At 61.7% G+C, this 17,040-nt stretch carries 21 protein-coding genes and 1 pseudogene; 13 read left to right on the forward strand and 9 right to left on the reverse strand.

From position 1 onward, the window contains the following. Positions 1–20 precede the first annotated feature (20 nt). Complete coding sequence (znuA, locus tag ACTG2J_RS18065) at positions 21–953, reverse strand: zinc ABC transporter substrate-binding protein ZnuA (protein WP_113739856.1); 933 nt, start codon at positions 951–953, stop codon at positions 21–23. Between the two features lie 93 nt (positions 954–1,046). Here znuA and znuC point away from each other — a divergent pair, with 93 nt between their 5' ends. Both znuC and znuB read left to right on the forward strand, forming a co-directional pair. Beyond that, positions 1,047–1,823: a zinc ABC transporter ATP-binding protein ZnuC gene (znuC, locus tag ACTG2J_RS18070; RefSeq protein ID WP_113739857.1), complete on the forward strand. Its 777-nt coding sequence runs from the start codon at positions 1,047–1,049 to the stop codon at positions 1,821–1,823. Positions 1,824–1,844: 21 nt separating this feature from the next. After that, positions 1,845–2,624, forward strand: coding sequence for a zinc ABC transporter permease subunit ZnuB (gene znuB, locus ACTG2J_RS18075; RefSeq protein ID WP_043849673.1), 780 nt, complete (start codon positions 1,845–1,847; stop codon positions 2,622–2,624). Positions 2,625–2,631: 7 nt separating this feature from the next. Here the strand turns inward: znuB and ACTG2J_RS18080 are convergent, their stop codons facing one another. Continuing rightward, positions 2,632–3,522, reverse strand: coding sequence for a LysR substrate-binding domain-containing protein (locus ACTG2J_RS18080; RefSeq protein ID WP_113739858.1), 891 nt, complete (start codon positions 3,520–3,522; stop codon positions 2,632–2,634). Positions 3,523–3,613: 91 nt separating this feature from the next. On the opposite strand from ACTG2J_RS18080, the gene ACTG2J_RS18085 reads away from it, so the two are divergent. Further along, a complete protein-coding gene (locus tag ACTG2J_RS18085; RefSeq protein ID WP_005335858.1) occupies positions 3,614–4,471 on the forward strand; it encodes a DMT family transporter in 858 nt (285 codons plus the stop codon). Between the two features lie 3 nt (positions 4,472–4,474). On the opposite strand, the gene ACTG2J_RS18090 is transcribed toward ACTG2J_RS18085, so the two are convergent. Beyond that, positions 4,475–5,062, reverse strand: coding sequence for a uracil-DNA glycosylase family protein (locus tag ACTG2J_RS18090; RefSeq protein WP_113739859.1), 588 nt, complete (start codon positions 5,060–5,062; stop codon positions 4,475–4,477). 99 nt (positions 5,063–5,161) lie between these two features. Between ACTG2J_RS18090 and rarD the strand changes: the two are divergent. Beyond that, positions 5,162–6,050 (forward strand): annotated as a pseudogene (gene rarD, locus ACTG2J_RS18095) (EamA family transporter RarD). Here the strand turns inward: rarD and ACTG2J_RS18100 are convergent. Beyond that, entirely contained in the window at positions 6,032–6,766 is a 735-nt protein-coding gene (locus ACTG2J_RS18100; protein ID WP_113739861.1) for a substrate-binding periplasmic protein, read from the reverse strand. The pseudogene rarD and the gene ACTG2J_RS18100 overlap by 19 nt on opposite strands. Before the next feature lie 44 nt (positions 6,767–6,810). Between ACTG2J_RS18100 and ACTG2J_RS18105 the strand changes: the two genes are divergently transcribed. Beyond that, entirely contained in the window at positions 6,811–7,155 is a 345-nt protein-coding gene (locus ACTG2J_RS18105) for a GIY-YIG nuclease family protein (protein WP_113739862.1), read from the forward strand. A 90-nt stretch (positions 7,156–7,245) separates the two neighbouring features. Here the strand turns inward: ACTG2J_RS18105 and pspG are convergent, their stop codons facing one another. The 4 genes from pspG to ACTG2J_RS18125 all read right to left on the reverse strand — a co-directional run bounded on the left by pspG (position 7,246) and on the right by ACTG2J_RS18125 (position 9,322). After that, the gene (gene pspG / locus ACTG2J_RS18110) at positions 7,246–7,464 is read right to left on the reverse strand and encodes an envelope stress response protein PspG (protein WP_005335871.1); all 219 of its coding nucleotides are present in this window, start codon (positions 7,462–7,464) and stop codon (positions 7,246–7,248) included. 48 nt (positions 7,465–7,512) lie between these two features. Further along, complete coding sequence (locus ACTG2J_RS18115) at positions 7,513–7,719, reverse strand: PspC domain-containing protein (RefSeq protein ID WP_005335873.1); 207 nt, start codon at positions 7,717–7,719, stop codon at positions 7,513–7,515. A 2-nt stretch (positions 7,720–7,721) separates the two neighbouring features. Next, on the reverse strand, positions 7,722–8,384 hold the full coding sequence (gene pspA / locus ACTG2J_RS18120; protein WP_113739863.1) for a phage shock protein PspA: 663 nt from the start codon (positions 8,382–8,384) through the stop codon (positions 7,722–7,724). Positions 8,385–8,593: 209 nt separating this feature from the next. Continuing rightward, on the reverse strand, positions 8,594–9,322 hold the full coding sequence (locus ACTG2J_RS18125; protein WP_005335875.1) for a 1-acylglycerol-3-phosphate O-acyltransferase: 729 nt from the start codon (positions 9,320–9,322) through the stop codon (positions 8,594–8,596). A gap of 185 nt (positions 9,323–9,507) precedes the next feature. Between ACTG2J_RS18125 and ACTG2J_RS18130 the strand changes: the two genes are divergently transcribed. Genes ACTG2J_RS18130 through ACTG2J_RS18145 form a run of 4 tightly spaced genes read left to right on the forward strand, consistent with a single transcriptional unit; the run spans position 9,508 to position 13,255 of the window. Further along, positions 9,508–9,885, forward strand: coding sequence for a hypothetical protein (locus tag ACTG2J_RS18130; protein ID WP_139730643.1), 378 nt, complete (start codon positions 9,508–9,510; stop codon positions 9,883–9,885). Between the two features lie 52 nt (positions 9,886–9,937). Then, entirely contained in the window at positions 9,938–11,980 is a 2,043-nt protein-coding gene (locus tag ACTG2J_RS18135) for a protein-disulfide reductase DsbD family protein (RefSeq protein WP_439997754.1), read from the forward strand. Between the two features lie 9 nt (positions 11,981–11,989). Beyond that, positions 11,990–12,733 (forward strand): DsbA family protein, encoded by a 744-nt coding sequence (locus ACTG2J_RS18140; RefSeq protein ID WP_439997755.1) that lies wholly within the window; start codon positions 11,990–11,992, stop codon positions 12,731–12,733. A gap of 3 nt (positions 12,734–12,736) precedes the next feature. Beyond that, on the forward strand, positions 12,737–13,255 hold the full coding sequence (locus ACTG2J_RS18145) for a protein disulfide oxidoreductase (RefSeq protein ID WP_439997756.1): 519 nt from the start codon (positions 12,737–12,739) through the stop codon (positions 13,253–13,255). A 62-nt stretch (positions 13,256–13,317) separates the two neighbouring features. On the opposite strand, the gene ACTG2J_RS18150 is transcribed toward ACTG2J_RS18145, so the two are convergent. Further along, positions 13,318–14,142, reverse strand: a complete 825-nt coding sequence (locus ACTG2J_RS18150) for a LysR family transcriptional regulator (RefSeq protein ID WP_439989263.1) — start codon at positions 14,140–14,142, stop codon at positions 13,318–13,320. Positions 14,143–14,272: 130 nt separating this feature from the next. Between ACTG2J_RS18150 and ACTG2J_RS18155 the strand changes: the two genes are divergently transcribed. The 4 genes from ACTG2J_RS18155 (at position 14,273) to atcA (ending at position 17,031) form a co-directional block, all read left to right on the forward strand. Beyond that, complete coding sequence (locus tag ACTG2J_RS18155; RefSeq protein WP_216960739.1) at positions 14,273–15,151, forward strand: NAD(P)-dependent oxidoreductase; 879 nt, start codon at positions 14,273–14,275, stop codon at positions 15,149–15,151. Continuing rightward, the gene (locus tag ACTG2J_RS18160; protein ID WP_335839138.1) at positions 15,148–15,900 is read left to right on the forward strand and encodes an SDR family NAD(P)-dependent oxidoreductase; all 753 of its coding nucleotides are present in this window, start codon (positions 15,148–15,150) and stop codon (positions 15,898–15,900) included. The genes ACTG2J_RS18155 and ACTG2J_RS18160 overlap by 4 nt, the downstream gene beginning before the upstream one ends. A 280-nt stretch (positions 15,901–16,180) precedes the next feature. Further along, positions 16,181–16,465: a cold adaptation protein ActJcold adaptation protein ActJ gene (gene atcJ / locus ACTG2J_RS18165; RefSeq protein ID WP_005343121.1), complete on the forward strand. Its 285-nt coding sequence runs from the start codon at positions 16,181–16,183 to the stop codon at positions 16,463–16,465. A gap of 23 nt (positions 16,466–16,488) precedes the next feature. Beyond that, complete coding sequence (gene atcA, locus ACTG2J_RS18170; protein WP_439989262.1) at positions 16,489–17,031, forward strand: cold adaptation protein AtcA; 543 nt, start codon at positions 16,489–16,491, stop codon at positions 17,029–17,031. Positions 17,032–17,040: the final 9 nt, after the last annotated feature.

The following is a 17,040-nucleotide window of genomic DNA, read 5'->3' on the forward strand; positions in this document are numbered from 1 at the left end:
ATGAGAGGCTCAGCCGCTGATCAGCGACACTGGGCGAATGCGTCTGCCAGTTGCTGCATGAATTGGGGATAACCATCCGGGCCGAGCGGTACCTGCTCACCCACCTCATCCAGCAACAGCACCTTGGCGCCAGTATTGCGTGCCACCGATTCGATCACAGCCGGTGAGAATTGCGGCTCGGCATAGATGCAGCTTGCCTGCTTCTCCTCCAGCGCCTTGCGGATCTCGACCAGTGTTTTTGCTCCCGGGCGACGCTCCGGGCTGACGGTAAAGTGACCCTTTGAACTCATGCCGTAGTGGCGCTCCCAGTAGCCATACGCCTCGTGGAAGACAAAGTACCCCTTCTCATTCACTGCCTTCATCTGGCCGGCAATCACCTTGTCTTTGGCATCCACCTTGGTATCAAATGCCGCGAGGTTGGCGTCATAGCGAGCCTGATTGGCCGGATCCAGCTTGCCCAATTCACTTGCGATCGCCTTGGCAATCACTTTGGCCTGCGTCGGACCAAGCCAGATATGGGGATCGACCCCTTCGTGATGATGTCCCTCATGCCCTTCATCATGGTCACCGTGCTCGTGGGCGGCATGATCTTGATCATCATGGTTATGGGAATCGTGACTATCCTGAGTCGCGTAGTTGAACAGCGGCATCCCCTCAACCTGAGTCAGGGTCAAAGCATGAGGATGGTTGGCCAGCGGCTTGGCCATAAAACCTTCCAGCTCGGGGCCGACCCACACCACCAGACCAGCACTGTTGATGTTGCGAATATCGGACGGACGCAGGGAGAAATCGTGGGGAGAGGCACCGGTCGGCAGCAATACTTTGGGCTCGCTCACCCCGTCAGTGATCGCCGCAGCGATGAAGCCAAGGGGCTTGATGGTGGTCAGTACCTCAATGGCACGAACAGGCAAACTCACCGCCAGCAGGGCAGTGAAAAGCGCAATAATTCTCATTGGTGAATCTCGTCAGGGGGTGAGTATGTGATAATATAACAGCCGCTTTTTGTTATATTATAACTCTCACTGGCTGTAAACCCCGGAGTTGTCATGAGCCAACTGGTAGAGCTGAAAGAGGTCTCTCTCTCGTTTGATGGACGCTCTGTGCTCGACAAGGTCTCCTTTACCCTCAATAAAGGCAAAATCACCACGCTAGTCGGCCCCAACGGGGCGGGCAAGAGCACCCTGAGCAAGCTGGTGCTGGGTCTGCTCACACCGGATTCGGGCAAGATCACCCGCAGCCGCGATCTGAGAGTCGGCTATGTGCCCCAGCGCCTCTATCTGGATCCCACCCTGCCACTGACGGTGCGCCGCTTCCTGCAACTGGGTAAGAACAGCCGCCTCTCCATCGATGAAGCGCTGACCCGGGTGGGCGCAGAGGGTCTGCTGGAAAACCGGATGCAGAAGCTCTCCGGCGGTGAGATGCAGCGCGTGCTGCTGGCTCGCGCCCTGCTGGTCAAGCCCGAGCTGCTGGTACTGGACGAACCGGTGCAAGGGGTTGATATCACCGGCCAGATCGAGCTCTACGCCCTCATCGGCCAACTTGCCGCCGAATTTAATTGCGCCGTGCTGATGGTCTCCCACGATCTGCATCTGGTGATGGCCAGCACCCACGAGGTGATCTGCCTCAATCGCCACGTCTGCTGTCATGGCGAGCCGGAAAGCGTGGCCCGCCACCCCGAATTTGCCCGTCTGTTCGGGCGACCGGAGCAGGAGGTGCTGGCGGTCTATACCCACCACCACCACTGCGATGGCGAACACCATCATCATGAACCGCAGGCCCCCGTCATCCGCCTGCCCTCTCGCAACAACGCTCACAGCAAATAGCGCAAGCAACAGGACATTCAAGTGGACAGCTTTCTGTTATACGCCCTCGCGGCCGGTCTCGGCATCGCCCTGCTGGCCGGTCCCCTCGGCAGCTTCGTGGTATGGCGCAAAATGGCCTATTTTGGCGATACCCTCTCCCATGCCTGCCTGTTTGGTATTGCGCTGGGCATCCTGCTGCAGGTGGATCTCACCCTGGCGGTAGTGGTCTGCTGCCTTGCCATGGCGATGCTGCTGGTGATCATGAGTCGCAACCAGCAGGTAGCCACCGATACCCTGCTCGGCATTCTGGCTCACAGTGCCCTGTCCCTCGGTCTGGTTACCTTGAGTTTTATGGATAACGTGCGGGTGGATCTGATGGCCTACCTGTTTGGCGACCTGCTCTCGGTACAACCGATGGATCTGCTCTGGATCTACGGCGGTGGCGCGCTGGTACTGCTCACCCTGTGGCGACTGTGGGATCCCCTGCTCTCCATGACCATCTCGGAAGAGCTGGCGCGGGTAGAAGGGGTTAGGGTAGATGTGCTGCGCTGCGTGCTGATGCTGCTGATCGGGCTGGTGATCGCCGTAGCGATGAAGTTTGTCGGGGCGCTGATCATCACCTCCCTGCTGATCATCCCCGCCGCCACCGCTCGACGTTTCAGCCAGACGCCGGAGCAGATGGCCGGCTTTGCCGCGCTGATCGGCTGCCTCGCCGTACTCGGCGGACTGACCCTCTCCTGGTATCAGGACACCCCGGCGGGCCCGTCAGTAGTGGTCTGTGCCACCAGCCTGTTTGTCCTAAGCCAGTTCAAGAAGGCTTGATACCACGCTAGAGCGGCATGCTCTGGCGTGTCTCCATCATCAGCCACTGGCGTAACCGGTTGATGGCGGGCTCATGGGCCCGTGAGCGCTTGCAGGTGAAATAGAAGGCATCCCCCGTCTCCAGCTGGTGTACCGGCAAGGCCACCAGCTGGGGATCATCTGGCCGCAGCATGTAGTCATTCACAAACGCCACCCCCTGATCCCAGGCCGCCGCCTCCATCGCCAGCAGCACATGGCTGAAGTGGTGCATCCGCGCTTCGTCAGGGATCACCAAGCCACCCGCCTTGGCCCAGCGCTGCCAATCCTCCCCCCGCGCCTTGTAGATGGATTGCACCGATAGCAGCGGCAGTTGCCAGATGGCATCTGGCCACTCCCCATCCACCTGCTGCAACAAACGGCGGCTGCAGACCGGAAAGAGTCGCTCCTGATAGATAAGGTCGTGGCAGTAGCCCCGCCCATGGGGTGAGACTGTGATAAAACAGTCGGCCACCCGATCGGAGAGCTCGGGATCCTCCGCTACCATCTCCAGACTCAAATCCAGCTCGGGATAGAGCTGGCGCAATCCGGCCAACCGCGGGATCAACCACTTCACCGCAAACGAGCTGTAGACCGCGAGCCGGACTCGCATCTCGCCACCACCACGCAACTGTTCGCTGCTTTGGGCAATCTGGCTGAGTCCGGCGGCAATCCCCTCGAAGTAGCTCTCTCCCTGGGGTGTCAACGAGAGCAGCCGCCCCTGACGCAGCAGCAAGCGCTCCCCCAGAAAATCCTCCAGCAGACGGATCTGGTGGCTGACCGCACTCTGGCTGACGTTTAGTTCAAGAGCGGCGCGGGAGAAGCTGAGCAGCCGGGCGACCACTTCAAAATATTGCACGGCACGCAGGGGAGGAAGCTTCATTATCTAAATATCTCATGGGTGGTCATTTTTTATCATTTTACTGGATATCAACCGGCACGCTACCCTCCGCTCATCTGAAGTGGGAGGTGGTATGAATGCAGTAGGGATCGGCATCCTTTATCTGGTGCTGGGCAATATGGTGGCAGTTTTTTCCGATGCGCTGGTCAAGGTGCTGGAGCCGGATCAGCCCATCTTCCAGTTTGTCTTTTTCCGCCAGCTCTCGGCCGCCATTCTGCTGATGCCCTGGCTGCTCTGGTCGTGGCGCCGCAACCCGCCGGTGGCCATCAAGTGGCACCTGCTGCGGGCCCATATTTGGGCGGTCGGCGTCTGCCTGATGGTGGTCGCTCTCACCCGCTTGCCGCTCGCCACTGCCAATGCCCTCTTCTATGCCGCCCCCCTGATGATGGTGCCGCTGGCGGTGTGGATGGCAGGAGAAGCGATCTCGCGCCAGAAGGTGCTGACCGCAGTCATCGGATTTATCGGGGTACTGATCGTGCTGCGCCCGACTGAAGTGAACTGGGCCGCACTGGCGGCGCTCGGGGTAGCGCTGTCGATGGCGCTCAACAATCTGCTGATCAAGCGGATCCCGCTCAAGCAGCCCATCGCCCAGACCCTGTTTTTCACCAACGTGCTGAGCATGCCCTTTATTCTGGCGCTGGCATTGTGGGAAGGGGGCGACTGGCAGTGGCAGATGTGGTGGCCCGCCTTCGGTTCTTCGGCGCTGATCATGGTCTATGCAGGATTGTGCGTGGTGGCCTATCGCAAGGCGGAGGCGAGCAAGATCGCCTCGGCGGAATATACCGGTCTGCTGATGGCCGTCGCCATTGGGGTGTGGCTGTTTGACGAGCAACCGGGCCTGCCGCTGCTGCTGGGCTGTATCTGCATCGTCCTGCCGCTCATCGCAATGGCCCGCAGCAAGCCAAAACCACTGGCCGAGCCAGCGCTCTAATACTCAGGGTCTCCCCAGAAGCGGGGCGACCCTTTGCTGCAGATGGGGGACGATCTCCTGCTCGAACCAGGGGTTCTTCCTGAGCCAGAGGGTGTTGCGCGGGGAGGGATGCGGCAACGGCAGCCAGCCGGGGCCATAGTCGGCCCAGCTGCGCACCGTGTCGGTGAGCGAGCCCCTAGCTGCCCCCCGCAGATAGTAGGCTTGTGAATATTGGCCGATCAGCAGGGTCAGTTCGATATTAGGCAACAGCATCAATACCTTGTCGTGCCAAGTGGGCGCACATTCTGGGCGCGGCGGTAGATCGCCGGATTTTCCCCTGCCGGGATAACAGAGCCCCATCGGCATAATCGCAATGCGGGATTCGTCGTAAAAGGTGGCCTTATCGACCCCGAACCACTGACGCAGTCTGTCACCGGAGGGGTCATCCCACGGGATACCGCTGGCATGCACCCGGGTGCCGGGCGCCTGACCGATGATCAGCAAACGGGCACTCTCGGCCCCGCGGATCACCGGACGAGGCCCCAGCGGCAGATGAGCCTCGCACAGACGGCAGGCCCTGATTTGCTCAAACAACTTATCGATTCGCTGCATGACGTTGATAGTACCAGCATTTCCCTGTTTTCCCTCTTGTGGAAACAGGGCGAGCCCCCTACTATCGCCATGAATGTTTAATTTAATAAACGGACAATAATGAAAAACTGGCTAGGTACCGGTACCGCGACCCTCTCCTTCATCCTGTGGGGGATGCTGCCGCTCTATTATCAATTCATGCCTGAGGTCAACATGTGGGAGCTGATCTCCCACCGGGTGCTCTGGTCTGTGGTGCTGCTGGGGGCCCTGTTTTTGCTGCTTGGCCACAAGGTGCCCTGGGCACAACTGCGCAGCGAGCCGCGCCAGCTCGGCCTCATTCTGCTGGCGGGCCCCGTCATGTCCATCAGCTGGTGCATGTTCACCTGGTGCCTCACTACCGGGCAAGTGCTGACCACCAGCCTCGCCTTCTTTATGACCCCACTGTTCAATATCGTATTCGCTGTGTTGTTCCTCAAAGAACGGCTCACCCCGCAAAAGCATCTGGCGGTAGCCCTGGCGCTGGCGGGTCTCGCCTACATGCTCTTCTGCTACGGCCAGCTCCCCTGGTTCTCCCTCATCATGGGGGCCAACTTCGCCTGCTACGGCCTTATCAAGAAAAAGATCCACTACGACACCGGCACCAGCCTCTATCTGGAAGCCATGGTGCAACTGCCCGTCGCGCTGATCATCATCGGCACGCTGGCGTGGCACGGGGAAGGGGCATTCGTGAACGGAGATCTGGCCGACAAGCTGCTGCTGATGGGCAGTGCACCCGCTACTCTGCTGCCGGTGGGGCTGTTCTTACGCGGTGGCGAGAACCCGGATGAGCACGGTGGGGCTGCTGCAATATATCGAGCCCAGCCTCGCCTTCCTGCTCGCCATCTACTGGTTTGGTGAGGCGCCGGACCCCATCAAGGCAGTCGGTTTCGCCTTTGTCTGGGCAGGTCTGCTGGTGAGCCTGTTGCCACTGCACCGGCTCAAGCGCCGCCCTCAGGGCGTGCCGCGATAGGACTCCAGCACCTTGTGCCAGCGGGGATCTCTGTCCATCTGCTCGGCGATGTCGTTGAGGGTGGCATGCAGCTCGGGACGGGATTTGGGCAGCAGGATATGGCGGGTATAGCTGGATTGGGGGAAGGGCGAGATAAACAGCTTGCCCTGATAGTGCTGTGAGTCGATGAAAAAGCCCAGCGATGAACCACTCACCAGCGTCACATCGATGCGACCGCGCACCAGCAGCTCAAGATTGGTCTTCACCTTCTTGGCATCCTGACGTACCAGCTCGCCGCGGCCAGCCGCATCATCGATCCCCTGATAGCGGTAGCCCTCCACCCCGCCAAACATCAACCCCTTGAGGGAGTCGGGTCCGCGATAGGTGACCGGGTTGTCAATGTTCGAGACCAGCTCGTTGGTGTCGCGCATCACCGGGAAAGTCCAGAGATAGCGCTCGCGATGGAGATCCCCCACCCAGGCGGGATTGACCCAGACCACCAGACCGTCAAAGTCGGGATCTGCCATCTCCAGCGCCAGTCGGGCGCGATTGACCAGCCAAAGCTCGATTCTGGGTTCACCCCCCAGCTTTTCATTGAGATACTTGACCAGCTCGCGGCTCAGCCCTGCATCCACTCCGGTGTTGAAGGGGGGATGCTGATGGTAATCGTAGAGACGGATCGTCTCCCCCAGAACCGGGACCGACAACAGTAACCACAACCAAAACCAGACTCTCATCGCACCTCCTTGAGCTGCCTCTGAGTTTGGCACAGAGAATTTGAATGAGAGAACCCGCGACCACCACTCCAGCGCCGCAACCATCCGCCCCTTCCCGCTGGTCTGTCTATATGGTGCGAACTGCCACCGGCCTGCTCTATACAGGGATCAGCACGGATCCGCTGCGCCGTCTGCACCAGCACCAGAGTGGCAAGGGCGCTCGCGCCCTGCGCGGCAAGGGGCCACTGACGCTGGCGTGGCAACAGGAAGTCGGCGAGAAGGGGGCGGCCCTGCGCATCGAATATCGCCTCAAGCAGCAGCCAAAATCCTTCAAGGAACAGCTGATAAAAAGCCCGGCACTCTGGCAGAGCTGGAGCCCCCAGTGGTTACCCGCAGCCACCCAGCCTTGAGGACGACAGGCAAAAAAAGGCCACTCGATGAGTGGCCGGAAAGGGGAAATCAGGGAGCATCACACAACGTCTTGCACAACCTCAGGCTGGTTAGAGATAGGTATTGGAACGCTTGCTGCGGTTGCTGATCAACCAGCAAACCGCCAGCACCAGCAGCAACCAGGGGGCCAGCTTGATGATCAGAGCAAGCATGCCGCCCAGCGCCCCAAGCAGCACGAACAGGCCGCTCACCAGCAACATGGCTACCAGGGTAAAACCGGTCAGTGCCATGACCAGCAGCACCACCAGCAATATGAAAAATTCCAGCATAACTTGCTCCTTATCAGTACCTTGTCTGCCGGCTGATCAACCCTTCGGTCAATCCAGCCAGCGCTTCAATTCATAACGGGGCGGCATCACCAGCACCGCCAGCAGATAGGCGGCCAGTGCCAGCGGCGGCATCAGGATCAGGGCGAGCAGTGCCACCACCCGCACCGTGACTCTGGAGACCCCCAACCGCCTGGCAATACCGGCGCAGACCCCGGTCAGCTTGCGATGCACCAGATCCTTGGGCCAGGGGCTCATGATTACGCCTCCGCCTTCTGGCCTTTGAGGCGAGCCAGCTCGCGCTCGATCTCGTCATTGAGCTCCAGCTCGCGGAACTGGGCCTCCAGCGAGGGATTCTGCCCCAAGGTGGCCGCCTCCAACTGGGCTTCCAGCTGATCGACCCGGCCCTGAAAACCATCAAAGCGCGCCATCAGCTCATGCATGCGCTGGTTGTCCACCTGGGCGCGGGCACGAATGCGGCTGTGGGCTGTCTGCTCGCGCAGGGTCAGCAGTTTCTGCTTCTCGCGCGCCTCGGTCAGCTTGGCTGCCAACCGCTCGCTGTCGGCGCTGAGCTGGGCCAGCACCTCGGCCACCCGGGCCTTGTCCTGCTCCAGCTGTTCACATTTTTTAACCTCCGCCAGCTTCTCGGTAAGGGCGGCGCGGGCCAGATCCTCACGTCCCTTCTGGATGGCGAGCTCGGCCTTGGCCGACCACTCCAGGATCTGCGCCTGCAACGCCTGCTGGTGACGCTCCAGCTGCTTCTGTTCGGCAATCACGCGGGCGGCCTGGGTACGCATCTCGACCTGCACCTGCTCCATCTCTTCGATCATCAGGCGCAGCATCTTCTCCGGCTCTTCACTCTTGTCGAGCAGGCTGTGCAGGTTGGCATTTATCACGTCGGTCAGGCGGCTGAATACGCTCATGGTCTGGCTCCTTGTTGATGGATGGCTATCTCTTCCCATTGCATTACAAGAGCCGTGCCAAGAAAAATTATTGTTGTTTTACATATAGATGGGAATTTATCGAGGAAATTCAAGAAGCGTTTATTGGTGAAAATAGCCAACCTAGTGGTGATTTTTACCAACAAAAAAGGGAGCCTCTGGCTCCCTTGTCGATTCGTCTGCGCTATCCGTCAGGCAGCGTGGCTGTGGCCCAGCTTGCTGTCCAGTTCGGTCAGCTTGGCCTCCATCCGGGCGCGGCAGGTGTCGGAGAGATCGCGAATGCCGCTGGCACCGTGCTCCTTGCTGCAGACCGGCGCCATCACTTCCACCAGCACTTCGCCGTTGTCCCAACGATTGAGATCGACCTGACCGAAGTAGCTGGAGCAGACGATGGGCACCACGGGCACTTCAGCCTGTACCGCAGTATGGAAAGCGCCCGCCTTGAACGGCAGCAGGCCACGTCCCTGGGAGCGGGTCCCTTCCGGGAACATCCAGATGGAGGTGCCACGGTTCTTGATGCGATCCACCACCTGACCTATGGTGCCGATGGCACGGGAGCGGTTGGAGCGGTCAATCAGCACGTTGCCGGAGAGCCAGAAGATAAGGCCGAACAGCGGCAGCCAAAGCAGGCTCTTCTTGCCCACCGCCACCACGCCAGGCTGCACCGCACCGGTCACGGTGAAGATGTCGAAGTTGCTCTGGTGGTTGCAGACGTAGACCGCCGGGCCGACCGATTTGACCTCGTCGGCCACCGTCACCTTGACTCGCAGCCCGATCAGCGGGCAGACCGCGTGATACATGCGGGCGAAGACATAGACGTTGTTGGGATGGCGCGGACGAACCAGACATAGCAGCAGGCCGAACAGGAACCAGAAAATGAGCAGCAGACCAAGCAGCAGCACACGGGCAATTTTGAGCATCGAACACCTCGAGTTTTAACTCGGCGCAGTATACTGATCCCCCTTTTAGCGAACAAGCGTTCGCCAAACAGAACCGACCACCCTCCCCGTCGCGCTACCCACATTGCTGCTCATCAATACGCCGCCGACTTGCCCCACCCGCCATTGGTCGTTAGGATGGCCCCATCTTGATGGACGGGGCGAACATGATGTTGCAACAACGGGTAGCGAAACATCTCCTGCTGCTGGTCTGCCTGCTGGTGCTCAATTGTGCGGCCCAGCCGCTGGCCCGGCTTGCCCTGCTCGATCACGCCCTCAGCTGTCAGGCACTGCCCGTTCCAGGCTCGGCAACGGATCAAGAGGATGCCAAACCGGCCAGCCCGCAGCCCACCAGTTGCCAGCTCAATGGCAAATGGCTGAGCGCCGCCACCCTGCTCTGCGTCGAACAGCTCTTCTTTGCCGTCGCCCTGCTGATTGCACTGCTGGCCCCCCTTTGGCGCTACACACCGCCACTGCCCCCTCCCAGAGTCATCTCGCCGCCCGAGCGGCGTCTGCACCTCACCCTCTGCGTCTGGCGGGAATGAGTTTGGCTGCGTTCTTTCGTTAGCTGTCACTCATTTTTGCGAGACCAAAAAGATGTCGAATCTCTTCAAGGCGGCCCTGCTACTGGGCGGTCTGCTGTGGCAATCCATAGGATTGGCCAGCGACACGGGCTGGCTCACCAGCCCACAGAATGATCACGCCCGGATACGGCTGCAGGCCGACCGCAGCACGGCAGATCAGACCCGCATCCTGCTCGATGTCGAACTGGAGTCGGGCTGGAAAACCTACTGGCACAGCCCGGGAGAAGGGGGGATTGCCCCCCAGATCCTGTGGGATGAGCCGGTCGGTGACTTTCAGTGGCGCTGGCCGGTGCCACGTCACTTCGAGGTAGCCGGGCTCAGCACCCAGGGTTATCAGGGAGATGTGACCTTCCCTCTGAGCCTCAACTACCCCGCCGGGCAACCGCTCAAGGGAACTCTGCGCCTATCGACCTGCAGCAATGTCTGCATCCTGACCGACTTCCCTTTCACCCTCGCGGTGGATGGGCAGGCCCCAGCCGGTTTCGACTTCGGCTGGGCCAAGGCCATCAGCAACCTGCCCCAGCCGCTGCCTGCTGAGACCCGGGTCGAGCTCGGTTATCAGCACAACCAGCTGCAACTGCGCGCCGAGCGGGCAGAGGGCTGGCAATCACCAGCGCTCTTTATCGACGCTCTGGAGGGGGCCGAGTTTGGCAAACCGGCGCTTGAGGTCGAGGGCAACACCCTGATCGCCCGGGTGCCGGTGAGCGACGGCTGGCAGGGGGATGCGCCGGATCTACGCGGCCAATCCCTCGGCCTGCTGCTCACCAGTGGCGAACAGGCGTGGCAGGGCAAGGGGACGATCGGCGCGCCGCTCGCGCTGCCTAACCAGAGCCATTCGCTGTTCTGGTTGCTGGGAGCGGCGCTGCTCGGCGGCCTGATCCTCAACCTGATGCCCTGCGTGCTGCCGGTGCTGGCGCTCAAGCTGGGAACTGTGTTGCAACATCAGGATCGTGAACAGGGAACGGTGCGCAAGCAGTTCCTCGCCGCCAGCGCCGGGATCATCACCTCCTTCTGGGTGCTGGCGGCCATGAGCAGCCTGCTGCGCGCCACGCAAGGGGCCGTCGGCTGGGGCATCCAGTTCCAGAGCGCCGGTTTTATCGGCTTGATGGTGCTGGTCACCCTGCTGTTTTGCGCCAACCTGTTGGGGCTGTTCGAGATCCGCCTGCCCAGCGCCCTCAGCACCCGCCTCGCCACCAGCGGCGGCAACGGCCTCGGCGGTCACTTCCTGCAGGGGAGCTTCGCCACTCTGCTGGCGACCCCCTGCTCGGCCCCCTTCCTCGGCACCGCGGTGGCCTTTGCGCTGGCGGCGCCACTTGGCCAGCTCTGGCTGATCTTCACGGCATTGGGAATTGGCATGAGCCTGCCCTGGCTGCTGGTGGCGGCCCTGCCAAGACTCGCCATCTGGCTGCCGAAACCAGGGCGCTGGATGAACCATCTGCGCATCTTGCTCGGCCTGATGATGCTGGGCTCCAGCCTCTGGCTCACCAGCCTGCTCGACAATCATCTCGGCCGCTATGCCACCGGCTGGCTGATGGTTGCCATGCTGCTGGCACTGCTGATTGGCATCATCTGGCGTTACGGCATGCGCGGCTTCACGCTGGCGATCGCCCTCGCCGCCCTGATTGGCAGCCCCCTGCTGCTGAGCGGCGCCTTTAGCGCGCAGGGCTCGACCAGCGTTGACAAGGTGGTCTGGCAGCCGCTCTCCGAACGCGCCATCACAGATGCGCTGGCCCAGAACAAGCGGGTCTTTATCGATGTCACCGCCGACTGGTGTGTCACCTGCAAGGCCAACAAATACAACGTGTTGCTGCGCGATGAGGTACAACAGGCCCTCTCGGCCCCCGATGTAGTGGCCCTGCGCGGCGACTGGAGCAAACCAAGCGACACCATCGCTGCCTTCCTGCGTAAGCGGGGCGCGGCGGCCGTCCCCTTCAACCAGATTTACGGCCCGGAGTTGCCGCAGGGGGTCACGCTGTCACCCCTGCTCGACAAGGACGATCTGCTGACCACATTGCACAAGGCTGGCCTGCTTCAGGCTGGCACCACCCGATTTTAAGGAGCAACCATGAAACCGACTCTGAGCGCCCTGACCCTGCTGGCCTCCCTTTCCGCAGCCCTGCTGGCTCCGGCCCTGCACGCCGCCCCCTTCACCCCGGAGCAGGAGGCGCGCATCAAGGAGCTGATCCGCGAGACCCTGATCGCCAACCCCAAGATCCTCGACGAGGCCGCCGAATCCTGGGAGAAACAGAACGCGGCAGCCCAGGAAGCGCAGCTTGGCAACTTCATCAAGGGCAACAAGGATGTGCTGTTCAACAGCGCCACCAGCCCGCGCCTCGGCGCCAAGAACCCCAAGCTGACGCTGGTGCTGTTCACCGACTACAACTGCCCCTACTGCAAGCAGTTCGATCCCCAGCTGACCAAGCTGCTCAAGGCCTATCCGGATGATCTGGGGCTGGTGATCAAGCTGCTGCCGTTCAAGGGGCAGACCTCCGCCAAGGCGGCCCAATACAGCCTGACCCTGTGGCAGCAAGATCCCGCCCGCTTCCTCACCCTGCACGACAAGCTGATGAGCAAGCAGGGGATGTTGACCGAGGCGGACATCAACAAGGCGCTGGCCGCCACCGGTAACACCGCGCTCAAACCAGCCGCCAAGGCGACCGAGGAGCTGCGCAACAGCCTGCGCATCGGCACCATTCTGGGGGTACAGGGCACACCGGCGACGCTTATCGGCAACCAGCTGGTACCGGGCGCCATCCCCAATGAGGAGCTGGAGCAACTGGTGCAGGCCGAACTGGCCAAGCAGGGGTAAGGGATGACAACAATCAACCCTCAACCCCGCTGGCGACGCTGGGGCAAGGAGGCGCTCTGGCTGCTGCTGATGGCGCTGGTCATCTCGACCCTGCTCGATCTGTGGCGCAGCCCGACCCTGCCTGAGGGGGCGATGAGCGCCCCCGTCACCCTGCAGGATGGCAGCAGCACGGATCTCGCCACCCTGAGTCAGGGCAAGCCGTTGCTGGTCTACTACTGGGCCAGCTGGTGCGGTGTCTGCCGCTTCACCACCCCGGCCGTGCAGCAGCTCTGGCAAGAGGGGGAAAACGTGCTGACAGTGGCACTGCGCTCCGGCAATTCGGAGCAGTTAGGCAAGGGGATGAGCAAGAAGGGGCTCACCTTCCCGACCCACAACGACGAGTCGGGAGCGCTGGCCGCCCAGTGGCAGGTGGGGGTTACCCCGACGTTCCTCGTTATCAAGGATGGGACGCTTGTGAGCAGCACCACCGGCTGGAGCTCGAAGTGGGGCTTGCAGCTGCGGCTCTGGTGGGCATCGCTCTAGCCACGCAACATCACTGCCTGCAACAGGGCCATCCCACCGGATGGCCCTTTTTTATGCCGACATCAGGCGGGGAGTTGCATCCCGCGCACCTGCTCCAGCAGCGCGGTCACCGCCGTCGAGCGCAATGCATCAGGGGCGTAGCAGAGCCCTACCCGCCGCTTGAAGGAAGAAGCCGCCAGCTCGGCGACTGTACAACCGGACGGACAGAGGGAATGAGGCAACCAGGCAATCCCTGCCCCGGCGGCCACCATGGTCGCCGCCAGTCGCAGCGACCCCGCCCGCCGTGGATAGAGTGGCGCCTGATTGCCGAGGATGGCGATCAGCCGCAGGTGGGAGTCGTGGCGCGGGCAAGTGACCCACTGCTCGTCCGCCAGCGCATCCGGGGTGAGCGATCCCTTGCCCGTCAGCGGGTGATCCGGCGGCAGCACCAGCACAAACTCCTCCTCCAGCAGGGGGATAAAGAGCTCGTCACCGCAACGCAGGGATTCACACCCCAGCCGCACATCGCCACAGCAGCCCTCCTTAAGAGTCAGCAGGATCTCCTCGTGGGCTAGCGCCCCGTTGACCAGCGCCCCTATCACGCCATCGCCAAGGTCTGCCTCAATCCCCACCGTCAGCTCGAGGCAGGGGGAGGTTTCACGAAACTCGCGGGCGAGGGAATCGGTGTCGGCGATCAGCCGCTTGGCGCGGGGATAGAGCCGGTGGGCCGCTTCGGTCCCCTCCACCCCGCGTGCCTGCCGCACAAACAGGATCACCCCCAGCTCATCCTCCAGCGTCTTGATGGTGGTGGAGAGGGTGGGCTGGGTAATGAAAAGACGGGTGGCCGCCGCCGTGATGTTGCGCTCCTCGAAGACAGCCACAAACGCACGCAGGGTTCGCACATCCATAGAATTCACCTATACCAGACAGTCATAAAAGCCATTTTTCACGGCTACACGGGGCAAATATAGTGGCTTACCTGCCACAAGGCATCCTAATTCTCTATATCAGCGTCTATCAACACAGCCAGGAGCCATCATGCGCCATATCTCTGTCATCGGCCTAGGAGCCATGGGCTCCGCCCTCGCCACCACCTTGCTCAAGGCGGGCCATCCGATCACCGTCTGGAATCGCAGCGCCGCCAAGGCCGCCCCGCTGCAAGCGCTGGGTGCAACACTCGCCCCCTCGGTTGGCGCGGCCATCGCTGCGAGCGATATCATCCTTGTCTGCGTCGATAACTACGCCGTCAGCCAACAGTTGCTGGATGAGGCGAGCGACGCGGTGGCGGGCAAGCTGCTGGTGCAGCTCTCTACCGGCAGCCCGCAGGGGGCCAGAGCGCTGGAGAGCTGGAGCCACGCCCGCGGCGCCCGCTATCTCGATGGCGCCATCCTCTGCTTCCCGGATCAGATCGGCACCAGCGATGCCAGCATCATCTGCTCGGGGGCCAGCGCGGCCTTTAGCGACGCCGAGCCGGTGCTGCGCCTGCTCGCCCCCACCCTCGACCATGTGGCCGAGGCGGTGGGCGCCGCCGCGGCGCAAGATTGCGCTGTCGCCGCCTACTTTGCCGGTGGTCTGCTCGGTGCTCTGCACGGCGCCCTGATCTGCGAGGCTGAAGGGTTGCCGGTAGCCAAGGTGTGCGCCCAGTTCAGCGAACTTTCCCCGATTTTGGGGGGCGATGTGGCCCATCTTGGCAAGACGCTGGCGAGCGGCGATTTCGATCACCCCTACGCCAGCCTAAAAACCTGGAGCGCCGCCATCAGCCGCCTCGCAGGTCACGCCACCGATGCCGGGATCGACAGCCGCTTCCCGCGTTTTGCCGCCGATCTGTTTGAGGAAGGGGTGGCGCAAGGGTTTGGTCAGCAGGAGGTGTCAGCCCTCATCAAGGTGCTGCGGGCGCGCAACGGAGCGGCACAATGAACGAGCTGACCAATCACCCCCAAATTGCACTGGTCACCGGCGCCGCTGGCGGGATTGGCCGCCAGCTCTGCATCGGGCTGGCCGAGGCGGGTTATCGGGTGATCGCCACCGATCTGGCTCCTCACGCTTTCGACCATCCCGAGATCCACTTTCACCCGCTCGATCTGCGGGATGAGCAGGCCATCGTGCGGCTCTTTACGGAGGTGCGCGCACAACATGGCGGCATCCATCTGCTGATCAACAACGGCGCCATCAGCAAGTTCCACACCCGCTTCGAGGAGCTGAGCGCAGCCCAGTTCGATCAGGTGATGACGGTCAATGTGCGCGGCGCCATGCTCTGCGCCCGCGCCTTTGTGCAGGCCAACTGCGGGTTGCCCTATGGCCGCATCATCAATATTGCCTCCACCCGCTGGCAGCAGAACGAACCGGGTTGGGATGCCTACGGCGCCTCCAAAGGGGCGCTGGTCGCCCTCACCCAGTCCCTCGCCAACTCGCTGGCCGACCATCCCATCACGGTCAATGCCATCAGTCCGGGCTGGATCCAGGCGGAGGATTACCACACCCTGACCGAGGCGGATCACCGCCAGCACCCGAGCGGCCGGGTTGGTCGCCCCGACGACATCACCCGCGCCTGCCTCTTTCTGGCGGATCCTCGCAACGACTTTATCAACGGTGCCAATCTGGTGGTCGATGGCGGGATGAGCAAGAAGATGATCTACCACACCTCCGCCTCCTTCTGGGAGGAGTAACCCCTGCGGCGGCAGCCTCGCCCCGGCCTGCCACCCGCTCCTTTCCTGCCCGTTTTTTCATCGCTTTTGCCCCACCGCCCTTGCACTGACCAGATCGACTGGCAACAATAGACGCTCAACTGACACCTCTTCATCTCGCCCATTAATTGATCGCCCAACTCATCGCGTTGGCGGGCTGTTTCCGTTAAAATGACGGGTTTTTGCCGTGCCTGGTTTGCCAATCCCCACCATCAGGCACTCGCAGCGTGAATCCTATGATGCCAGTGATGCAGGATCTGCCATGAACAACTACTTTCGGGTGCTGGGCGTCAAGTCCAATGCCAGCGAAAACGACATCAAGAAAGCCTATCGTCGGCTGTCGAACCAGTACCACCCCGACAAGTTGCACGGGGCCAGTGAAGAAGAGAAAGAGCAGGCAGCCATCAAGCTGCACCAGGTAAAGCAGGCCTATGAAGTGCTGTCCGATCCGAAACAGCGGGCCGCCTTTATCAAGGATTTCAACAACGTCATCGTGACCGACCCCGCCTCCGCCATGCAGGAGATGTGGGATCAGTTCTACCCCTGAAACAGCAGGCAGAAAGAGCAACTATGCAAAAGAGATGGGACCAGGCGCGGCTCAAGTCGCTGCAAAGCGATGCCAGCGAAAACATCGAATCCTACCGGGATCAGGACGACCCCAAGGGGCTGGAACAGTTCACCGACCAGATGAAGAGCCTGCTGCTGGCCGATATGAGCATGCTGGAGTTTATGCCCGAGTATCTGCCGCTGGCCCTCTATGGCCGGGTGCAGTTCCCGGCCAAGGCCAAGTCGCAGTGGAACAAGTGGCTCACCAGCGGCGAGCAGCCAAGCTGGGACGAGTTCAAGGTGAGCGTCGGCTTCAACAACGCCGCCCTGCCGCTGGTCAAGGCGGTGCGGGCCCAGAGCGAAGATCAGCTGATGGAAGCCTGCGCCGTGCTGTTCCTGCTCGACAACCCGCTGCCGCGCGGCAGCCACCACGGCGATGACGACTATGAGCTGCGCGACGAAGAAGATGAAGACGGGGAAGATGCCGACGCCGACTACCATGGCGGCAATGACCGCTATGGTGATGACGACGGCGATCAGGATATGTACGACGAAGTCCGTTTCTAATTGGGGCAA

Origin of the sequence: Aeromonas sp. 6P (assembly GCF_051919525.1) — a bacterium.
GTDB classification, from domain to species: Bacteria; Pseudomonadota; Gammaproteobacteria; order Enterobacterales; family Aeromonadaceae; genus Aeromonas; species Aeromonas veronii.